This window comes from Flavimobilis sp. BM9, from assembly GCF_058313055.1.
The window spans coordinates 48,683-65,651 of sequence record NZ_JBZEMO010000002.1 but is presented as its reverse complement, the minus strand read 5'-3'; the positions used below and the strand labels follow the sequence as shown (position 1 = coordinate 65,651).

Genomic DNA, 16,969 nt, shown 5'->3' with positions numbered 1-16,969 from the left:
TGCATGACTCTTGACGCACGCACCGATGCACCCGCCGACATCTTCTCCCCGATCACGGTCGGAGACTTCCAGCTCGCGAACCGCATCACGATGGCCCCGCTCACCCGCACGCGCGCCGACGAGCGTGGCGTCCACGGCGAGCTGGCCGTCGAGTACTACCGGCAGCGCGCGAGCGTCGGCCTGATCGTCTCCGAGGGCACGTACCCGCTGCAGGAGTCGAAGGCGTTCCCCGGCCAGCCCGGCATCGAGACCGACGAGCAGGTCGCCGCGTGGCGCACGGTCACCGACGCCGTCCACGCCGACGGCGGTCTGATCTTCCTGCAGCTCATGCACTCCGGCCGCGTGAGCCACACGGACATCAACGGGACGAGCCGCGTCGTCGGCCCCAGCGCGATCGCGATCGACGGTGAGGTCCGCACCCCGACCGGCAAGCAGCCGTTCCCCGTTCCGCACGCCCTGACGCTCGACGAGATCGAGACCACCAAGGCCGCCATGGTCGCCGGTGCGCGCAATGCGATCCGCGCCGGGTTCGACGGCGTCGAGATCCACTCCGCCAACGGCTACCTCCTGCACGAGTTCCTCTCGCCCGCCTCCAACGTGCGCGACGACCAGTACGGCGGCAGCCCGGAGAACCGCGCACGGTTCGTCATCGAGGTCACGAAGGCCGTCGCCGAGGCGATCGGCGCGGGCCGCACCGGCATCCGCATCTCTCCCGAGCACAACATCCAGGGCGCGCTCGAGACCGACGCCGACGACGTCCGCGCCACGTACGGCGCGCTCCTCGACGGCATCGGCGGGCTCGGGCTCGCCTACCTGAGCGTCCTCCACCAGGACCTCGGCGGGGAGCTGGTCCAGGGCCTGCGCGCGCGCTTCGACGGGGCGCTCATCGGCAACACGGGCTTCGGCGTCGTCACGACGCGCGACGTCGCGCAGGCCGCACTCACGCACGCCGACGCCGTCGCCGTCGGCCGCCCCCTCATCGCCAACCCCGACCTGGTCGCCCGCTGGGCGACGGGTGCCCCCGAGAACACTCCCGACCCGGCGACGTTCTACGGGAGCACCGCCGAGGGGTACATCGACTACCCGACGCTCGTGAGCGCCTCGGCCTGACAGCCTGGTCACGTCGCGCGGGCCGGGCCGGGCCGGGCCTGACCGTCCGGCCCGCGCGACGCCTGCGATCAGTCGTCAGTCCCTGTCGCCCGCCTCGGCGATCGTGGGCTGCGCCGTGTCGGGGATCCCGTCGTCGTTCATGTCGGTGCCGCGCGCCCGGCGCGCGTCCCACCCCAGGAGCAGCGCCGCGGCGACCGCCGAGATCGCCGTGCCTGCCATGACCGCCGCCTTCGCGGCGGTCGTCGTCGCGTCGTCGTCGAACGACAGCTCCGTGATGAGCAGCGACACGGTGAAGCCGATCCCGGCGAGCAGACCGACCGGCAGCAGGTCACGCAAGCCGACGCCGTCCGGAAGGCGCAGGCGGGTCACCCGCGTGACGAGGGCGACGCTGCCCAGGACGCCCGTCACCTTGCCCAGGACGAGGCCCAGCGTCACCGCCAGGAAGACGGCGGACGCGCCCTCGCCGGTCCCGGAGCCACCGCCGAGCGTGACGCCTGCGGAGAAGAACGCGAAGATCGGCAGTGCGATCGCCGTCGACCACGGCCGCACCGCGTGCTCGTAGCGGTGCGCCCGGTCGTCCGGCTCGCCGTGGACCGGCCGAGCGGGCACCGTCAGCCCGAGGAGGACACCCGCGATCGTCGCGTGCACGCCCGACGCGTGCATGAGCGCCCACGCGGCGACCCCCAGCGGCGCGAGCAGCCACGGGTGCACGTACGGCGAACGGGCGAGCGCCCCGAACGCGACGACGCACAGCAGCGCGAGACCGAGCGCGGCGACGGACACCGAGTCCGTGTAGAAGACCGCGATCACGATGATCGCGAGCAGGTCGTCGACGACCGCGAGCGTGAGCAGGAACGTCCGGATCGCGACCGGCAGCCCGCGCCCGAACACGGCCAGCACGGCGAGCGCGAAAGCGATGTCGGTCGCGGTCGGGATCGCCCAGCCGCCCGTCGCGGCGTCGTTCCCGGAGGTGACCACCACCGCCAGGTAGACGAGCGCGGGGACCGCCATGCCGCCGACCGCAGCGATGACAGGCACCGCGGCGCGTCGCGGGTCGCGCAGCGAGCCGACGACGATCTCCCGCTTGAGCTCGAGCCCCACGGTGAGGAAGAAGATCGCGAGGAGCCCGTCGGCCGCCCAGCCTGCGAGCGAGAGGTCGAGGTGCCACGCAGCAGGGCCGATGACGGTCGACGAGAGGTTCGCGTACGAGTCGCGCCACGCAGAGTTCGCCCACACGAGAGCGACGGCGGCCGCGGCCATGAGGAGGGCGCCACCCGTCGTCTCGCGCGAGACCCACGAACGGAAACGTGAACGGGCAGGTGCGGGGGCATGCATGGGAGGGACCTCCGAGCGTCAGCGAGGATCTCACGGAGGGTCTCCGAGAGAACGCCGACCAGGCTTCCCGGCACACCAGTCACCCATTTTACGCGGTCCCGCGCGTTCGTGCCGTGGCCTGCACCATGTGAGAAGGCTGACGCTGGGACTCTTGGGGCGGCTTCTTCCATGGATCGGCGGGACAATAGAACGCTGTTTTCTCGCCGGACCACCCAGCGGCGAGCGCACCCCACGGAAGGACAACCCCCATGAGCGCGACGAGCGCTGCCGGGTCCACGCCGAGCACACCGTCGGCGCGGTCGCAGGACCACCGCTTCTTCGGGCACCCGCTCGGACTGATGACCCTCTTCGGCACAGAGCTGTGGGAGCGGTTCAGCTACTACGGGATGCGCGCCATCCTGCTGTACTTCATCACCGACACCCTCGCCAACGGCGGGCTCGGGATCGACCGCTCGACCGGCGTCGCGATCACGTCGATCTACGGGGCGTCGGTCTACCTGCTTTCCGTCGTCGGCGGATGGCTCGCCGACCGGGTGATCGGGGCCCGCCGCGCGACGCTCTACGGCGGCCTCGTCATCGCGCTCGGGCACGTCCTGCTGGCCGTCCCGGGCGGTGCGCCCACGGCGTTCGCCGGGATCATCTCCGTCGCCGTCGGCACGGGCCTGCTCAAGCCCAACGTGTCGAGCATGGTCGGTGAGCTGTACGAGCGCGGCGACGCCCGCCGCGACGGCGGCTTCTCCATCTTCTACATGGGCATCAACCTCGGGTCGTTCTTCTCCCCGATCCTCGTCGGTGCGGCCCGCAGCTGGGGCGGCTACCACGCGGGCTTCCTCGTCGCCGCTATCGGCATGGCCTTCGCCCTCGTGTTCTTCGTGCTCGGCCGCAAGGCGCTCTACGGCGCCGGCGACCACGTCGACAACCCGATCGCACGCGAGGAGCGGCCCGCGCTCGCCCGCGGTGGTGCGGCCATCCTCGGCCTCGTCGTGCTCGCCGCGCTCGCCGCGTGGGGCGTCGGGAGCTGGCGCGGGCCCGGGTCGTCCTTCGGGACCGAGGGTGTCGTCGACACGATCTCCTACCTCGCGTTCGCCGCGCCCATCGCCTACTTCATCGTGATGCTGCGCTCCCCGAAGGTCACCGCGCCGGAGCGCAAGCGCGTCCTCGCGTACATCCCGCTGTTCGTCGCTGCGATGCTCTTCTGGATGATCAACGAGCAGGCCGCGAGCTCGTTGTCCGCGTTCGCGGAGGACAAGACCGACCTGTCGTTCCTCTGGTGGACGATCGAGCCGGCGTTCTTCCAGTCGGTCAACCCGCTCATCATCATCGTGCTCGCTCCCGTCTTCGCGGGAGTGTGGAGCAAGCTCGCGGAACGGGGGCCGTCGACCGCCCACAAGTTCGGTATCGGCCTGTCGCTCGCCGCCCTGTCGTTCGTGTTCCTCGCCGCGATGACGGCGCTCGCCGGCGACGCGAAGGTCAGCTCGGGCGTCCTCGTGGGGACCTACGCGATCCAGACGATCGGCGAGCTGTTCCTCTCGCCCGTCGGGCTCGCCGCGACGACGCTCCTCGCGCCCGCAGCCTTCCGCTCGCAAGCGATGGCGCTGTGGTTCCTCGCCCCCGCCGCCGGCCAGGCGATCACCGCGCAGCTCGTCTCCGCGACGGACGACCTCGCGAACAGCTACGCGACGTACTTCGGCACGATCGGCGTCGTCACCCTCGCCATCGCGGGCGTCTTCTTCCTCGTGACGCCCTGGATCACGCGGCACATCCGCGAGGGCGAAGAGGCCTGAGGCGCCCTTCCCTGGCGCGCTCCCTCCCGCCGCCCGTTCAGTCGCCGAGGCAGGGGTGCGCACGCGAGGTAGGCCCCTGCAGTGACCTATCGCGCGTGGGGCGCCCTACGTCGCGTGAAGGGCCCTACCCCGGTCAGACGGATCTGCCCCCTTCCGACGCGCGCTCCCTCACCGAGGTAGGGGTGTGCACGCGAGGTAGACCCTTCCAGTGCCCTATGGGGCGCCCTACCTCGCGCGAGGTGGCCTACCTCGCGCGAAGGGGCCCACCTCGCATGAGGCGCCCTACCTTGCGCGAGGGCGCCTACCTCGTGGCCTCGCCGAGGCGGGACGGCGTCAGGACCTGGCTCCGTCGTCGGGCTTCCGGGCGCGGCTCGGCTGCACGCGGGGTGGTTCGCCCGGCATCTTCGGGAAGTCGGGCGGGAACGGCAGCTCGCCGAGCCCGTCCGCAAGGTCGCGCTCCCACCAGGCGAGCAGCGCGTCGATCGTGCCAGGGTGCTCGGACATGCGCGCCCACGGGTCGCCGACGGTGCGCAGCCGCTCCGGCACGGTCGTGATCGTGAAGTGCTCGGGGTGCGCGCCGCCCAGCTCGTCCCACTCGAGCGGGCACGAGACCGGCGCGTGCGGGAGCGGGCGGGGACTGTACGCGCCGGCCATCGTCCGGTCGCGGTTCGCCTGGTTGTAGTCGACGAACACGCGTTCCCCGCGTTCTTCCTTCCACCACGCGGTCGTGACGGCGTCGGGCATGCGACGCTCGAGCTCGCGCGACGCAGCGATCACCGCGTGCCGCACGTCGAGGAACTCGTGGGCGGGCACGATCGGCGCGAACACGTGCAGCCCGCGGTTGCCCGACGTCTTCACGAACGAGGTCAGCCCTGCCTCGGTGAGCACCGAGCGCAGCTCGACCGCCGCGCGGACCGCGTCCACGAAGTCCGTGCCTGGCTGCGGGTCGAGGTCGATGCGGAGCTCGTCGGGGTTGTCGGGGTCGCCCGCGCGCGACGCCCACGGGTGGAACACGACCGCGTTCATCTGCACGGCCCAGACGGCGGTCGCGATCTCGTCGACGACGAGCTGCGGGTGGCTGCGCCCGCTCGGGTAGGTGACCATGACGGACCGCACGTAGTCCGGCGCGCCCCGGGGCGGGTTCTTCGAGAAGAACTGCTCGCCGTCGACCCCACCGGGGAAGCGCTGCAGGGAGAGCGGACGGTCGCCGTTCGCGGCGAGGAACGCGTCGCCGACGTCGATCACGTACCGCGCGAGGTCGAGCTTCGTCAGGCCGGGCTCGGGCCACAGCAGCCGGTCCGGGCTCGTGAGCCGCACCGTGCGGTCGCCGTCCGGGCCGGGGACGTCGAGGACGAGCGCGTCGCTGGCCATACGTCGAACCTACCGACGCCGCTCGGCGCCGCCACCCGAGCCCGGTGGCGTCACATGATCAGGCGACCGGGGCCGTGGCGAGAGACGCCTCGAGCTCGGCGTCGAGGATCACGAGCTCGGCCTCGTCGGCGGCCTTGGTGCGACGGGCGCCCGCGACGCAGAGCGCGACGCCGACGGCGACCCAGGCGACGAGGATGACGACGGCGCCCGTCGCGCCCTTGCCGTCGAAGTAAGCCGCGGACCGCACCAGCGTGCCGGTCGAGCCGGGAGGCAGGAGCTGGCCGAACAGGCCGAGGCCGGTGGGCAGCCAGGCGCCGGAGGTGCCGATCCCGGCGAGCGGGTTGCCGAGAAACATCATGGACGCGGCCAGCGCGGTGAAGCCCTTCCCGCCGAACAGCGCCTGGAGCCCGAGGAGCGGCACGGAGATCGCGGCGATCCCGAGGCTGAGCGCGGCAGCGGGCAGGAGGATCGGACCGGTGAAGCTGCCGAACCAGAAGCGCAGGATCGACGTGACGACGAGACCGCCGACGACGGCGAAGCTGCCTGCGCTCGCGAGCTGCATGGTGAGGCGGCCGGGGAAGAGCTTCATGGCGACGACCGCGGGGACGATCCCGCCGAAGACGAGCGGGAAGGCGAGGCCGCCGATGCCGATGCCTGACGGGTCGTCAGCGGTGTAGGGGACGAGGTCCTCGACGGTCACGGTCATGCCGGCGGCGCCGGCGGCGGCCATCGTGGTCTGGGTGAGCGAGCCGGAGATGGCGGCGCTTCCCGCGGTCGCGGTCAGGAGGCGGACGGTGCCGCCCTCGACGACGTAGCCGCCGGTGACGCTGCGGTCGAGGATCGCGTCGCGCAGGGCGGCCTCGTCGGGGAAGGTCTCGGGGACGAACGCGCCCGGCGCGACGGCCTCGAGGCCGGCTCCGAGCGTCGTCGTCGCCTGGGCGTCGCCGACGGCGCCGACGGGGAGGTCGTGGGGGCCGCTCTTGAGCGCGGGCAGGACGAAGAGCATGAGCAGGACGACGACGATCGACGTCAGGGCTCCGAGCGAGCCGAGGAGCTTCGTGAGCGTGCGGGCTGGCTTCTTCGGGTGGTGCGTGGGGGCTGCGGTGGTGGTGCGTGCGGAGTCGGTCACGAGGTCCTCGGTCAGTAGTGGAGGGATTTCCTCCGCTAATCTCGCGGACGTCCGCTAGCCTGTCAACCCCGGGACCGCAACCCGGAACAGGCGCAGCCCGAGGAGGACACCGTGCGAGCCGACGCGCTCCGACGTCGCGAGGCGCTCATCGGCGCTGCTCGCGAGCAGTTCCTCCGCCACGGCGACACCGTCGCCCTCGAGGCCGTCGCAGCCCGCGCAGGTGTGGGCATCGCCACCCTCTACCGGAATTTCCCGTCACGCCAAGACCTCATCGACGCGACCGCCTGCGCGGTGCTCGCCGACATGCTGCGCGTCGCGCACGTCGCCCGGGTCGGCTTCACGAACAACGCCGAAGGAGCGTGGCGTGCCTTCGTCGCCGACCTCGTCGAGCTCCGCCTCGGCTCCGTCATCACCGCGCTCACGCACGCCCCCGGCGTCGAGCCCGCACCCCAGGTCATGGAGGCGCAGGCGCGCACCGAGCGCGAGGTCGACATCGTCCTCGACCTCGCGCGAGATGCGAGCCTCCTCCGCCAGGACGTGGGCCTCACCGAGTTCGTGCTCGTCGTCGCGCACCTCAGCCAGCCGCCGACGCTGCGCACACCCGACGTGCTGCCCGCCTTCGCCCCTCGCCTCATGGCGATGCTCCTCGCGGGCATGCGGCCCGACGGCGTGCCCCTGCCGACCGCTCAGTAGGTGACGCGGGCGACGCCGAGGGCTGAGCGTCAGCCCTCGAGCCGGGTGAGGTGGTCGATCACGGTGGGCAGCCACGAGGCGGCGGACTCGGCGGCCTCGGCGAACGGGTCGCCCGTCGTCGCCGCGTCGTCCTCGGCCTGGCTCGCGTGGGTGAGCAGGGCTCGTTCGAGCTCGGTCTGGAAGCCCGAGATGAGCAGGCGGATGAACACGCCCTCGGGGATGAGGGAGACGACGCCGATGCGGGCCATGAGCGCGCTGATCTCGTCGGCGATCGCGTCCATGACGGCGGTCTCGCGGGCCGCGTGCGCGGCTGCTGCGCGCGGGTCGCGCATCGCGCGGAGGCGCAGCTCGCTGTTGACGACCCCCCAGCGCGGGTCGAGGGTGAGCGCGCGCAGGAGGGTCGTGACGATCCGGCCGATCGTCGCGGCGTCGACGTCGGCGCCGTCGCAGGTCTCGCCAGCCCAGGGGGCGTTGAGGATCGCGGCGCGGAGCTGTTGGACGGCGCGGTCCTGCTCGCGGGCGGAGAGCGCGTCGATGAGCGCAGCCTTGTCCTCGAAGTTCGAGTAGAACGCTCCGCGCGTGAAGTCGGCGCCGTCGCAGATCGCCTCGATCGACGTCGCTTCGACGCCGTGCTCGGCGAACAGGGCGAGGGCTGCGTCGAGGAGGCGTTCGCGCGTGCGCTCGCGGCGTGCGCTCGTGCGGGGGCCGTCGGCCGCGTCGGTCGCGTCGGCAGTCATCGTTCTCCTTCCGGACGGCGTCAGCCTACCGTGAGATACACACCTGTATCCAGTACGAGCATGTATCGGATACAGTGGTGCATCGCAAGCCCCACCCGCACGCCACGACCGGGAGCCCACGTGTCCTCCGCCCTGTACCGCCTCGGATCCTGGGCGTTCCGCGCCCGGCGCGCCGTCATCGCCCTCTGGCTCGTCCTGCTCGTCGTCCTCGGGGCGTCCGCCGGCCTGCTCCAGAAGGGCTTCGACAACTCCGTCTCCATCCCCGGGACCGAGTCGCAGGCCGCGCTCGACCAGCTCAAGGCGACCTTCCCCCAGGTCAGCGGCGCCTCCGCGCAGGTGCTCGTCCTCGCGCCCGAGGGCGCGGACGTCCGGGCCGACGACGTCGCCGCGACGATCCGGGACGCGGCCGACGCGATCGCCGGCGTCGAGCACGTCGCCGCCGTCTCGACGCCCTACACGGACCCGCTCACCGGTGACGCCCTCACGGGCGACGCCATCACCGGCGCGAGCGACGACCACCGCGCCGCCCTCCTGACCGTCACGCTCGACGGTCCCTCCACCACCGTCACCGACGCGACCAAGGAAGAGCTGCGCACCGCGACCGCGAACCTCGCGCAAGCGCTCCCCGACGGGTGGGACGCGACGCTCGGCGGCGAGCTCTTCGCGTCCGAGTTCCCCGGGCTGACGCTCACCGAGGCACTCGGCGTCGTCGTCGCGCTCATCGTGCTCATGGCGACCCTCGGCTCGTTCGTCGCCGCGGGCATGCCGCTCGTCAACGCGCTCCTCGGCGTCGCCGTCTCGATGCTCCTCGTCGTCCTCGCGACCGCCGTCACCCCCGTCACGTCGACGACGCCGATGCTCGCGCTCATGCTCGGCCTCGCCGTCGGCATCGACTACGCGCTCTTCATCGTGTCCCGGCACCGCGAGCTGCTCGCCGACGGCCTCGACCCCCGAGAAGCGGCCGCCCGCGCGGTCGCGACCTCCGGGTCGGCCGTCGTCTTCGCCGGGCTCACGGTCATGATCGCCCTCGTGGGCCTCGGCGTCGCCGGCATCCCGTTCCTCACGACCATGGGCGTCGCAGGTGCCGCCGCGGTCGGCATCTCCGTGATCGTCTCCCTCACCATGGTCCCCGCGCTTCTCGGCTTCGCCGGCGAGCGCCTCCGTCCCCGCCCGTCGCGTCGCGCCCGCCGTGCGGCGGCCGCCGGCCAGGCAGCCGCGCCCAGCACGACGCCGTCGCGCGCCTCCCGCTTCTTCACCGGCTGGGTGAACCTCGCCGTCGCGAAGCCCTGGGTGACGATCGTCCTCGTCCTCGGCGCCGTCGCCGGCCTCGCGCTCCCTGCGCTCAACCTGCGCCTCGCGCTGCCCGACGCGGGCGTGCTGCCCGAGTCGAGCAGCGCCCGCGTCACGTACGAGCGCATCTCGGACCACTACGGCCCCGGCTCGAACGGACCGCTCATCATCACCGGGTCCGTCCTGACGAGCGACGACCCGCTCGGCCTCGCCACCGACCTCGCCGACGAGCTGCGCGCCCTGCCCGGCGTCGCCGACGTCCCGCTCGCGACCCCCAATGCGTCCGCCGACACGGTCATCGTCCAGGTCGTCCCCGAGTCCGGCCCGAACGACCAGGAGACGGCCGACCTCGTCCAGACGATCCGCGACATGCGGCCCGAGATCGAGGACCGCTACGACGTCGACATCTCGGTGACCGGGTACACCGCCGTCGGCATCGACGTGTCCGCCAAGCTCGGCGCCGCGCTGCTGCCGTTCGGCATCTTCGTCGTCGGGCTGTCCCTCGTCCTGCTGACGATGGTGTTCCGCTCTGTCGCCGTGCCGCTCAAGGCGACGCTCGGCTACCTGCTGTCGGTCCTTGCCGCGTTCGGCGTCGTCACGGCCGTGTTCGAGAACGGCATCGCCGCAGAGATGCTCAACGTCGGCCGGCTCGGCCCCGTCATCTCGTTCATGCCGATCATCCTCATGGGCGTGCTCTTCGGCCTCGCGATGGACTACGAGGTCTTCCTCGTCTCGCGCATCCGGGAGGACTACGTCCACGGGCGCGACGCGCGCGCTGCGATCCGCAGCGGCTTCGCCGGCTCCGCCAAGGTGGTCACGGCCGCCGCCGTCATCATGATCGCCGTGTTCTTCGCGTTCGTCCCCGAGGGCGACGTCAACATCAAGCCGATCGCGCTCGGTCTTGCCGTCGGTGTCGCCGTCGACGCGTTCCTCGTGCGCATGACGCTCGTGCCCGCCGTGCTCGAGCTGCTCGGCGAGCGCGCCTGGTGGATGCCCGCGTGGCTCGACCGCGCGCTGCCGTCGTTCGACGTCGAGGGCGAGGGCCTGCACCGCGAGCTCTCCCTCGCCGGCTGGCCGGGCGAGGGCACGGCCGTCGCTGCGCGCGGCCTCGAGCTCGCACCGCGGGCCGACCTCGCGACGCCGATCGACCTGGAGGTCCCCGACCGCGGGGTGCTCGTCGTCGACGGACCGGCACGCGCCGTCACCGGCCTCCTCCTCACGCTCGCCGGACGCGTCCGCCCCGAGGGCGGCGACCTCAAGGTCGACGACCTCGTCCTTCCGGAGCGCGCCGCGACCGTGCGGCGACGCGCCGCGTGGCTCGACGCCCGGCGCGGTGACGCCCGGGCCGTCGACGCCGCGCTGCGCGAGAAGCCGCGCGTCCTCGTCGTCGACCACGCCCACCACCTGCACGGCGACGCCCGTGCCGGCGCGGCCCTCGCGGCTGCCGCGCAGGGCGGCACCACGCTCGTCCTCGGCACGACCGACCCGGACGTCCTGCCCCCTGGCGTCACCTCCACCCACCTGCTGACCCTCACGAACGGCGAGTGACATGACCAGCCCCACCTCCATGCCGCGATCGGCCCGACGCCGCTGGGGCGTCGCCCTCGTCGCGCTGCTCGTCCCGATCGCGCTCGTCGGTGCGCTCCTCGCCGCGCAGTGGGATCCCGCGTCCCGCGCGGGCGACGTGACCGCCGCCGTCGTCAACCTGGACGAGCCGGTGACGCTCGACGGGCAGATCACGCCGCTCGGTCGGCAGCTTGCCGCGCAGCTCGTCAAGGACTCACGGTCGCAGGGCGGCTGGTCATGGGTCGTCACCGACTCCGAGGACGCCACCGAGGGCCTCGACGAGGGCCGCTACGCCGCCGTCGTGACGATCCCGGAGGGCTTCTCCGCCGCTGCGACGTCGTTCGCCGCGGACCAGTCGGCCGCGCGCACCGCGCAGATCGACGTGGCGACCGCGGAGAGCTCGACCGCGACGCGCAACCTCGTGACCAGCGCGCTCGCCGACGCCGCGACCGTCGGCCTGGGCCGCCAGCTCACCGAGTCCTACCTCCAGAACGTCCTCGTCGGTTTCCAGGACCTCAGCTCTCAGCTCGGCGAGGCCGCGGGCGGTGCCCAGCAGCTCGCCGACGGCGCTGGCGAGCTTGCCGACGGCCAGACCCAGCTTGCGCAGGGTGCGGGCACGCTCGCCGACGGCACCGGGAGCCTCGCCGACGGCCTGAGCTCCCTCGCCTCGGGCGCCAGCACGGCGTCCTCGGGCGCGAGCAAGCTGAGCGACGGCACGAGCAGCCTCGCGGGTGGCGCTGGCGACCTGGCCGACGGCGCAGGCAAGCTCGCGAAGGGCGTCAAGCCTCTCGCGAAGGGTGCGAAGAGCGCGGCCGGCGGCGCGAACGAGCTCGCCAAGGGCACCGGTCAGCTGGCCGACGGCCTCGACGCGCTGGCCGACGGCGCGAAGGACCTCACGGCGGGGTCCGCGGCCGTGGCTGACGGCGTGGACGAGCTCGTCGACGGTCTCGAGGAGCTCGCGGCGGGCGCCGAGGGCGTCCCGGCCGGCTTCGCCGCTGCGCGCGCTGGCGTCGACGCGCTCTCGGGAGACCCTCTCGACCAGCTCGTCGAAGGCGTCCGTCAGGTGGGTGCCGCGCAGGCGGCAGCCGGGTGCGCCCCGGGTGACGGCGGCTCGTGCGACGCGTTCGACGACGCTCTCGCCGACGCGGTCGCGCAGTACCGTGGCGGCCTCGGCCAGCTCTCCGACGGACTCGCGGAGGCCGAGGGGACCCCGGCTTCCGCGACCTCCGCACCGACGGGCTCATACCTGCTCGCGGCGGGCCTCGCTGCTGCCGTCGGCACCGACGGCACCGACGGCGCCGAGCCGTCGGGCGCCAAGGCGCTCGCTGCCGGCGCACAGGCGACGGCGACGGGCACGAAGACTCTCGCGGGCGGCCTCGCGCAGACCGCGTCGGGAGCCGCCACGCTCGACAAGGGTGCGGACAGCCTCGCAGGCGGTCTCACCACGCTCGCCTCCGGCACGACCACCCTGAGCACCGGGGCGAACGGTCTCGCCTCGGGTGCGAGCGAGCTTGCTTCGGGTGCCAAGAGCCTCGCCTCCGGGACCGGCGAGCTCGCTGGCGGCGTCGCGCAGCTCTCGACCGGTACCCGTGAGGCCGCCGACGGAGCGGGCGACCTCGGGGACGGGGCCACCCAGCTCGCCGACGGCCTCGCCCAGGCGGCGCCGGGCGCGAAGCAGCTCGCTGAAGGCACGTCCGAGCTTGCGGGCGGTCTCGGCCAGGCGGTCGACGGTATCTCCGCGCAGGTCCCGGAGAACCCCGAGACGCTCGCTGAGGTGATCGCGGCGCCCGTCGCGGCGCCGACGCTCTCCGACCTCGGACCGCTCGCGGGCGTCGGCCTCACGGCTGCGGTCGCGCTGTGGCTCGGTGCGCTCGTCATGACGATGCGCCCGCGCACCTCTGGCCTCGCCCTGCTCGGGACGACGCGCTCGTCGGCCCGCATGGCGCTGCACGGCGTGACCCTCGCGGTCGGCGTCACGGCGCTCCAGGGTGTGCTCGTCGGTGCGGTCGTCGTGGTCGTCACCGACGCGCCGCTCGCCATGGTCCCCGCGGCGGCCCTCGCGGCGGTGTCGATGGTGCTGTTCCTCCACGCGCTCGTCGCGTGGGCCGGCAACGTGGGCCGTGCGATCGCGCTCGTCGTCGGGGTCTCCGTCCTCGTCGCCGCGTCCGCGCCGTCGGCCCCGGCGTGGCTCGAGTCGCTCGGGGCCCTCGGTCCGCTCGACGCGGCGGGTCGCTTCCTGACCGCTGCTGCGGGCGACGGCGGCAGCGTCGGGGCGGTGGTGCTGCTGCTCGTGTGGGCTGCGGCAGGCTTCGCCGCGGACGTCGCGGCGACCGCGTGGGCGCGGCGTCGTGCGGGCGGGCTGGTGCTCGCCGCGGCCTGACGCGACGAGCAGACGCGAGGTCATCTCGTCTCTCACCCTGCGGGGGAGCAGCCGCCGCGGGGCCTGCACGACTACGCTCGACCCTCAGGGGTCGAGAATGGGGGCTGGACGTGGAGCAGGTGGATGTGCAGGGTGCCGACGACAGGCTCGTCGTCATCGTGCAGACGATGGCGGTCGAGCGCTGGGACGCGCTCGCCGAGGCGTTCGTGCGTGCCGAGGGCGCGTCGGGCGGCTGGCTCCCCGTTCCGTTCGAGGGGCCTGACGACGGGCACCGTGACGACGACGAGCTGCTCGTGCCGCGCCTCGACGCCGAGGCGCGCGCCCTCGTGGAGGCGCTCCGACCGTTCGTGGACGCGGCTGGTATCGACCCTGACGTGGTGAGCAGCGCGGTCCTCGAGGCTGACCTGGACCAGCTCACGGAGCTGACGCCGGGCGCAGCGCTGCGGACCGTCGCCGCCGTCCTGGACGCAGGGCGGGCGGACGAGGGCACGCTGCTCTCGGCGTTCGAGAGCGGCGCGATGCAGACCCTCGTGGACCGCGTCCTGAGGGCGCGTCCGGCCTGACCGTTCGCCTAGTGTTGCCGGGTGACCTCTGCACCCGCCTCCTCGTCCGCCGTCTCCACCGCATCCGAGGAGGCCGCGCCGTGGTGGCGTGACGCCGTGTTCTACCAGGTGTACCCGCGCTCCTACGCGGACAGCGACGGCGACGGCATGGGTGACCTGCGGGGCATCACTGCCCATCTGGACCACGTCGCGGCGCTCGGGGCAGACGCCCTGTGGCTCTCGCCGTTCTATCCGTCGCCCCAGGTCGACGCCGGGTACGACGTCTCGGACTACTGCGACGTCGACCCGATGTTCGGCACGCTCGACGACTTCGACGAGCTCCTCGCGGCAGCGCACGAGCGCGGCCTGCGCGTGACGATCGACCTCGTCCCCAACCACTGCTCCGACCAGCACCCGTGGTTCCGGGCGGCGGTCGCGGCAGGTCGTGGCAGCGCCGAGCGTTCCCGCTTCCACTTCGTCGACGGGCGAGGCCCGGACGGCGACCTGCCTCCCAACAACTGGCGTTCCGTCTTCGGCGGGCCGTCGTGGACGCGCGTGACCGAGCCCGACGGGACGCCAGGGCAGTGGTACTACCACCTGTTCGCGGCCGAGCAGCCGGACTTCGACTGGGGCAACCCGGAGATCCTGACCGAGTTCGAGGGGATCCTGCGGTTCTGGCTCGACCGGGGCGTCGACGGCTTCCGCATCGACGTGTCGGACGCGCTCATCAAGGACACGACGTGGCCTGACACGGAGGACGGCTCGCCGGTCATCCCGAAGGACGAGTCGAGCGCGGTGCACGACGTCTACCGCGCGTTCCGTCGCGTCATGGACGAGTACCCCGGTGACCGCATGGCGGTCATCGAGACCGGCGCCCCGGACGACGTCGTCGCCGCCTTCCTGCGGCCTGACGAGATGCACCTCGCCTTCAACTTCCGCTTCGTCAAGGCGGGGTGGGACGGTGCGTCCCTGCGTGCGGCGGTCGACGAGTCGATCGCGGCGAACGCCGCGGTGGGCGCCCCGACCACGTGGGTCACGGACAACCACGACACGACCCGCTCGGTGACGCGGTACGGCGCGGACGTGACGCTCGTCGGGGACTACGTGCCCGACGTCGCGCAGGAGCGTGCTCTCGACCCCGAGGCGTTCGCGCGCGGGACGCGCCGGGCGCGCGCGATGAGCGTCCTGCTGCTCTCCCTGCCGGGCGCCGCGTACGTGTACGCGGGCCAGGAGCTCGGGCTGCCCGAGGTGGAGGACCTGCCGCTCGAGGTGCTGCAGGACCCGGCGGTCGCCCGCTCGGGCGGCCGGGTGCGTGGCCGTGACGGCTGCCGCGTCCCGCTGCCGTGGTCGGGCGTCCGCCCGCCGTTCGGCTTCGCCGCGGACGACGTCGCGACCTGGCTGCCGCAGCCTGAAGGCTGGGCGTCGCTGACGGTCGAGCGGCAGGAGGCCGACCCGGCCTCGATGCTCGCGCTGTTCCGGTCCGTCCTCGCGCTGCGCCGGGCGGAGCCTGCGATGCGCAGCGGCTCCGTCTCGTGGGAGGAGCCTGGTCCGGACCTGCTCGTGCTGCGCCGTCGGGCGGCGGGCGGGCGGGACCTGCGGGTCGTCGTGAACCTCACCGAGGAGCCGGTCGAGCTGCCTGCGGGCGAGGTCCTCGTCGTGAGCAGCCCGGTGGCCGACGGGATTCTCCCAGGGGAGTCGGCCGCCGTCCTCGCGTGATCAGGCGCCGCGGCTGATGCGGAACGCGTGGTTGTCGGTGAACGAGTTGCGAGCTTCGACGAGCTTCGTCGTCACCGGCATGATGATGCCGCAGTACTGGTGACGCGTCCCGGTGCCGAACGAGTTGCCGGTCACCGCGACGCCCTGCAGCGGACCGTATGCGCTCCTGGTGATGTTGACGGAGCACGAGCCGTTGTTGATCCAGTTGTCCTCGAAGCGGGCGTTGGCGACCTTGCCGCGTCCCTGGGTGATCATGACGGCGGCGCTGCTCGATCCTTCGAGCCGGCTGCCGGTCACGCGGATGTTGGTGCCCTGCTGGATCTGGATGTTGTCGTCGTGCGACGGACCGCCCCGGTGGTTGGGGTCGTTCGCGTAGGAGAGGTTGCCGTGCAGCCAGGAGTCCTCGATGAGGACGTTGGGGCCGATGATCGTCACCTGGTCGATGACGCGGTGGATGTTGGTGCGCAGGAGGGTGAAGCGTGCGCCGACGACACCCATGACGTACGGGGAGGCGTGGGTCGCAGCGATCTCCGAGTCGACGATCGTGGTGCGGCGGGCGTCGTCAGCGATCTGGACGAGGTGGGTGATCGACTTGGCTCGAGCGCCGCCCCGCACGATCGAGTTCTTGATCGTGACGTCGTTCGCGCGGATCTTCACGACGCCGCGGATGTCGTAGCCGTCGATGACGGTGCCGTTCTTCGTGACGACGAGGTCGCGGTTGTGGACCTTGAGCTTCTTCTTCTTGCTCGTGGGGACGCCGGTGTTGCTCGCGTTCGGCTTGCCCGTGCGCTTCTTGAAGCCTACGGTGCTGAGCTTGACGCGCACCTCGGTGCTGGCCTTGAGGCGGATCTTGCCGCTGGCCGACGTCGTGATGCGGACCTTGTCGGTCGTCGTGCCCTTGCCGTACTTCACGACCGTGCGCTCGACCTTGGCCTTGCCGGGCGTCCAGAGCTGGAGCGTGCCCGGCTTCTTGGCGCCGCGGACGGTCACCTTCACGACGAGCGACGTCGTCTTCGCGGGGACCTTGGCGTGGCGCTTGACCTTCTTCGTGGTCGCCTTGCCGGCCTTGAGCGTCGTGCCCTTGGCGCTGCCGAGCGTGCGCTTGGCCGTGACGGCCTTGTAGGTGCTCGCCTTCTTCTTCGCGACGCGCTGGCTGATGCTCTCGGGGGGCGAGCTGGCTGCGGTCGCGGCGGGCGCAACGACGGCGAGGCCGGACAGGCCGACGACGGCAGCGATCATCGACGCGATCAGCGTGCGGATCGCTCGGGAGGTGGTTGTGCTCTCGGGGGTGTGCACAGCGGCTCCTGGGTGAGGGA

12 protein-coding genes are annotated in these 16,969 nt (G+C 72.6%); 7 read left to right on the top strand and 5 right to left on the bottom strand.

All coding sequences use genetic code 11. The features are described 5' to 3' along the window. Positions 1 to 3 precede the first annotated feature (3 nt). Entirely contained in the window at positions 4 to 1,110 is a 1,107-nt protein-coding gene (locus AC4F3Q_RS04350; protein WP_491038894.1) for an alkene reductase, read from the top strand. A 75-nt stretch (positions 1,111 to 1,185) separates the two neighbouring features. Here AC4F3Q_RS04350 and nhaA read toward each other — a convergent pair whose 3' ends face one another. Further along, a complete protein-coding gene (nhaA, locus tag AC4F3Q_RS04345) occupies positions 1,186 to 2,445 on the bottom strand; it encodes a Na+/H+ antiporter NhaA (protein WP_491038893.1) in 1,260 nt (419 codons plus the stop codon). 248 nt (positions 2,446 to 2,693) lie between these two features. Here nhaA and AC4F3Q_RS04340 point away from each other — a divergent pair, with 248 nt between their 5' ends. Then, positions 2,694 to 4,229 (top strand): peptide MFS transporter, encoded by a 1,536-nt coding sequence (locus AC4F3Q_RS04340; protein WP_491038892.1) that lies wholly within the window; start codon positions 2,694 to 2,696, stop codon positions 4,227 to 4,229. A 333-nt stretch (positions 4,230 to 4,562) separates the two neighbouring features. Here AC4F3Q_RS04340 and ligD read toward each other — a convergent pair whose 3' ends face one another. Both ligD and AC4F3Q_RS04330 read right to left on the bottom strand, forming a co-directional pair. Beyond that, on the bottom strand, positions 4,563 to 5,600 hold the full coding sequence (gene ligD, locus AC4F3Q_RS04335; RefSeq protein ID WP_491038891.1) for a non-homologous end-joining DNA ligase: 1,038 nt from the start codon (positions 5,598 to 5,600) through the stop codon (positions 4,563 to 4,565). A gap of 58 nt (positions 5,601 to 5,658) precedes the next feature. Then, the gene (locus tag AC4F3Q_RS04330; RefSeq protein WP_491038890.1) at positions 5,659 to 6,729 is read right to left on the bottom strand and encodes a hypothetical protein; all 1,071 of its coding nucleotides are present in this window, start codon (positions 6,727 to 6,729) and stop codon (positions 5,659 to 5,661) included. 111 nt (positions 6,730 to 6,840) lie between these two features. On the opposite strand from AC4F3Q_RS04330, the gene AC4F3Q_RS04325 reads away from it, so the two are divergent. Next, positions 6,841 to 7,422, top strand: coding sequence for a TetR/AcrR family transcriptional regulator (locus tag AC4F3Q_RS04325; RefSeq protein ID WP_491038889.1), 582 nt, complete (start codon positions 6,841 to 6,843; stop codon positions 7,420 to 7,422). A 29-nt stretch (positions 7,423 to 7,451) separates the two neighbouring features. On the opposite strand, the gene AC4F3Q_RS04320 is transcribed toward AC4F3Q_RS04325, so the two are convergent. Next, positions 7,452 to 8,159: a TetR/AcrR family transcriptional regulator gene (locus tag AC4F3Q_RS04320; protein ID WP_491038888.1), complete on the bottom strand. Its 708-nt coding sequence runs from the start codon at positions 8,157 to 8,159 to the stop codon at positions 7,452 to 7,454. Between the two features lie 120 nt (positions 8,160 to 8,279). Here AC4F3Q_RS04320 and AC4F3Q_RS04315 point away from each other — a divergent pair, with 120 nt between their 5' ends. From AC4F3Q_RS04315 to AC4F3Q_RS04300, 4 genes are all read left to right on the top strand, one after another. After that, a complete protein-coding gene (locus AC4F3Q_RS04315) occupies positions 8,280 to 10,997 on the top strand; it encodes an MMPL family transporter (protein ID WP_491038887.1) in 2,718 nt (905 codons plus the stop codon). 1 nt (position 10,998) lies between these two features. After that, positions 10,999 to 13,395, top strand: coding sequence for a YhgE/Pip domain-containing protein (locus AC4F3Q_RS04310; protein ID WP_491038886.1), 2,397 nt, complete (start codon positions 10,999 to 11,001; stop codon positions 13,393 to 13,395). 110 nt (positions 13,396 to 13,505) lie between these two features. Further along, positions 13,506 to 13,958 (top strand): hypothetical protein, encoded by a 453-nt coding sequence (locus AC4F3Q_RS04305; protein ID WP_491038885.1) that lies wholly within the window; start codon positions 13,506 to 13,508, stop codon positions 13,956 to 13,958. Between the two features lie 21 nt (positions 13,959 to 13,979). Then, the gene (locus tag AC4F3Q_RS04300) at positions 13,980 to 15,653 is read left to right on the top strand and encodes a glycoside hydrolase family 13 protein (protein WP_491038884.1); all 1,674 of its coding nucleotides are present in this window, start codon (positions 13,980 to 13,982) and stop codon (positions 15,651 to 15,653) included. On the opposite strand, the gene AC4F3Q_RS04295 is transcribed toward AC4F3Q_RS04300, so the two are convergent. Beyond that, positions 15,654 to 16,949 carry a hypothetical protein gene (locus tag AC4F3Q_RS04295; RefSeq protein WP_491038883.1) on the bottom strand — a complete coding sequence of 432 codons (1,296 nt, stop codon included), beginning with the start codon at positions 16,947 to 16,949 and terminating at the stop codon, positions 15,654 to 15,656. Positions 16,950 to 16,969: the final 20 nt, after the last annotated feature.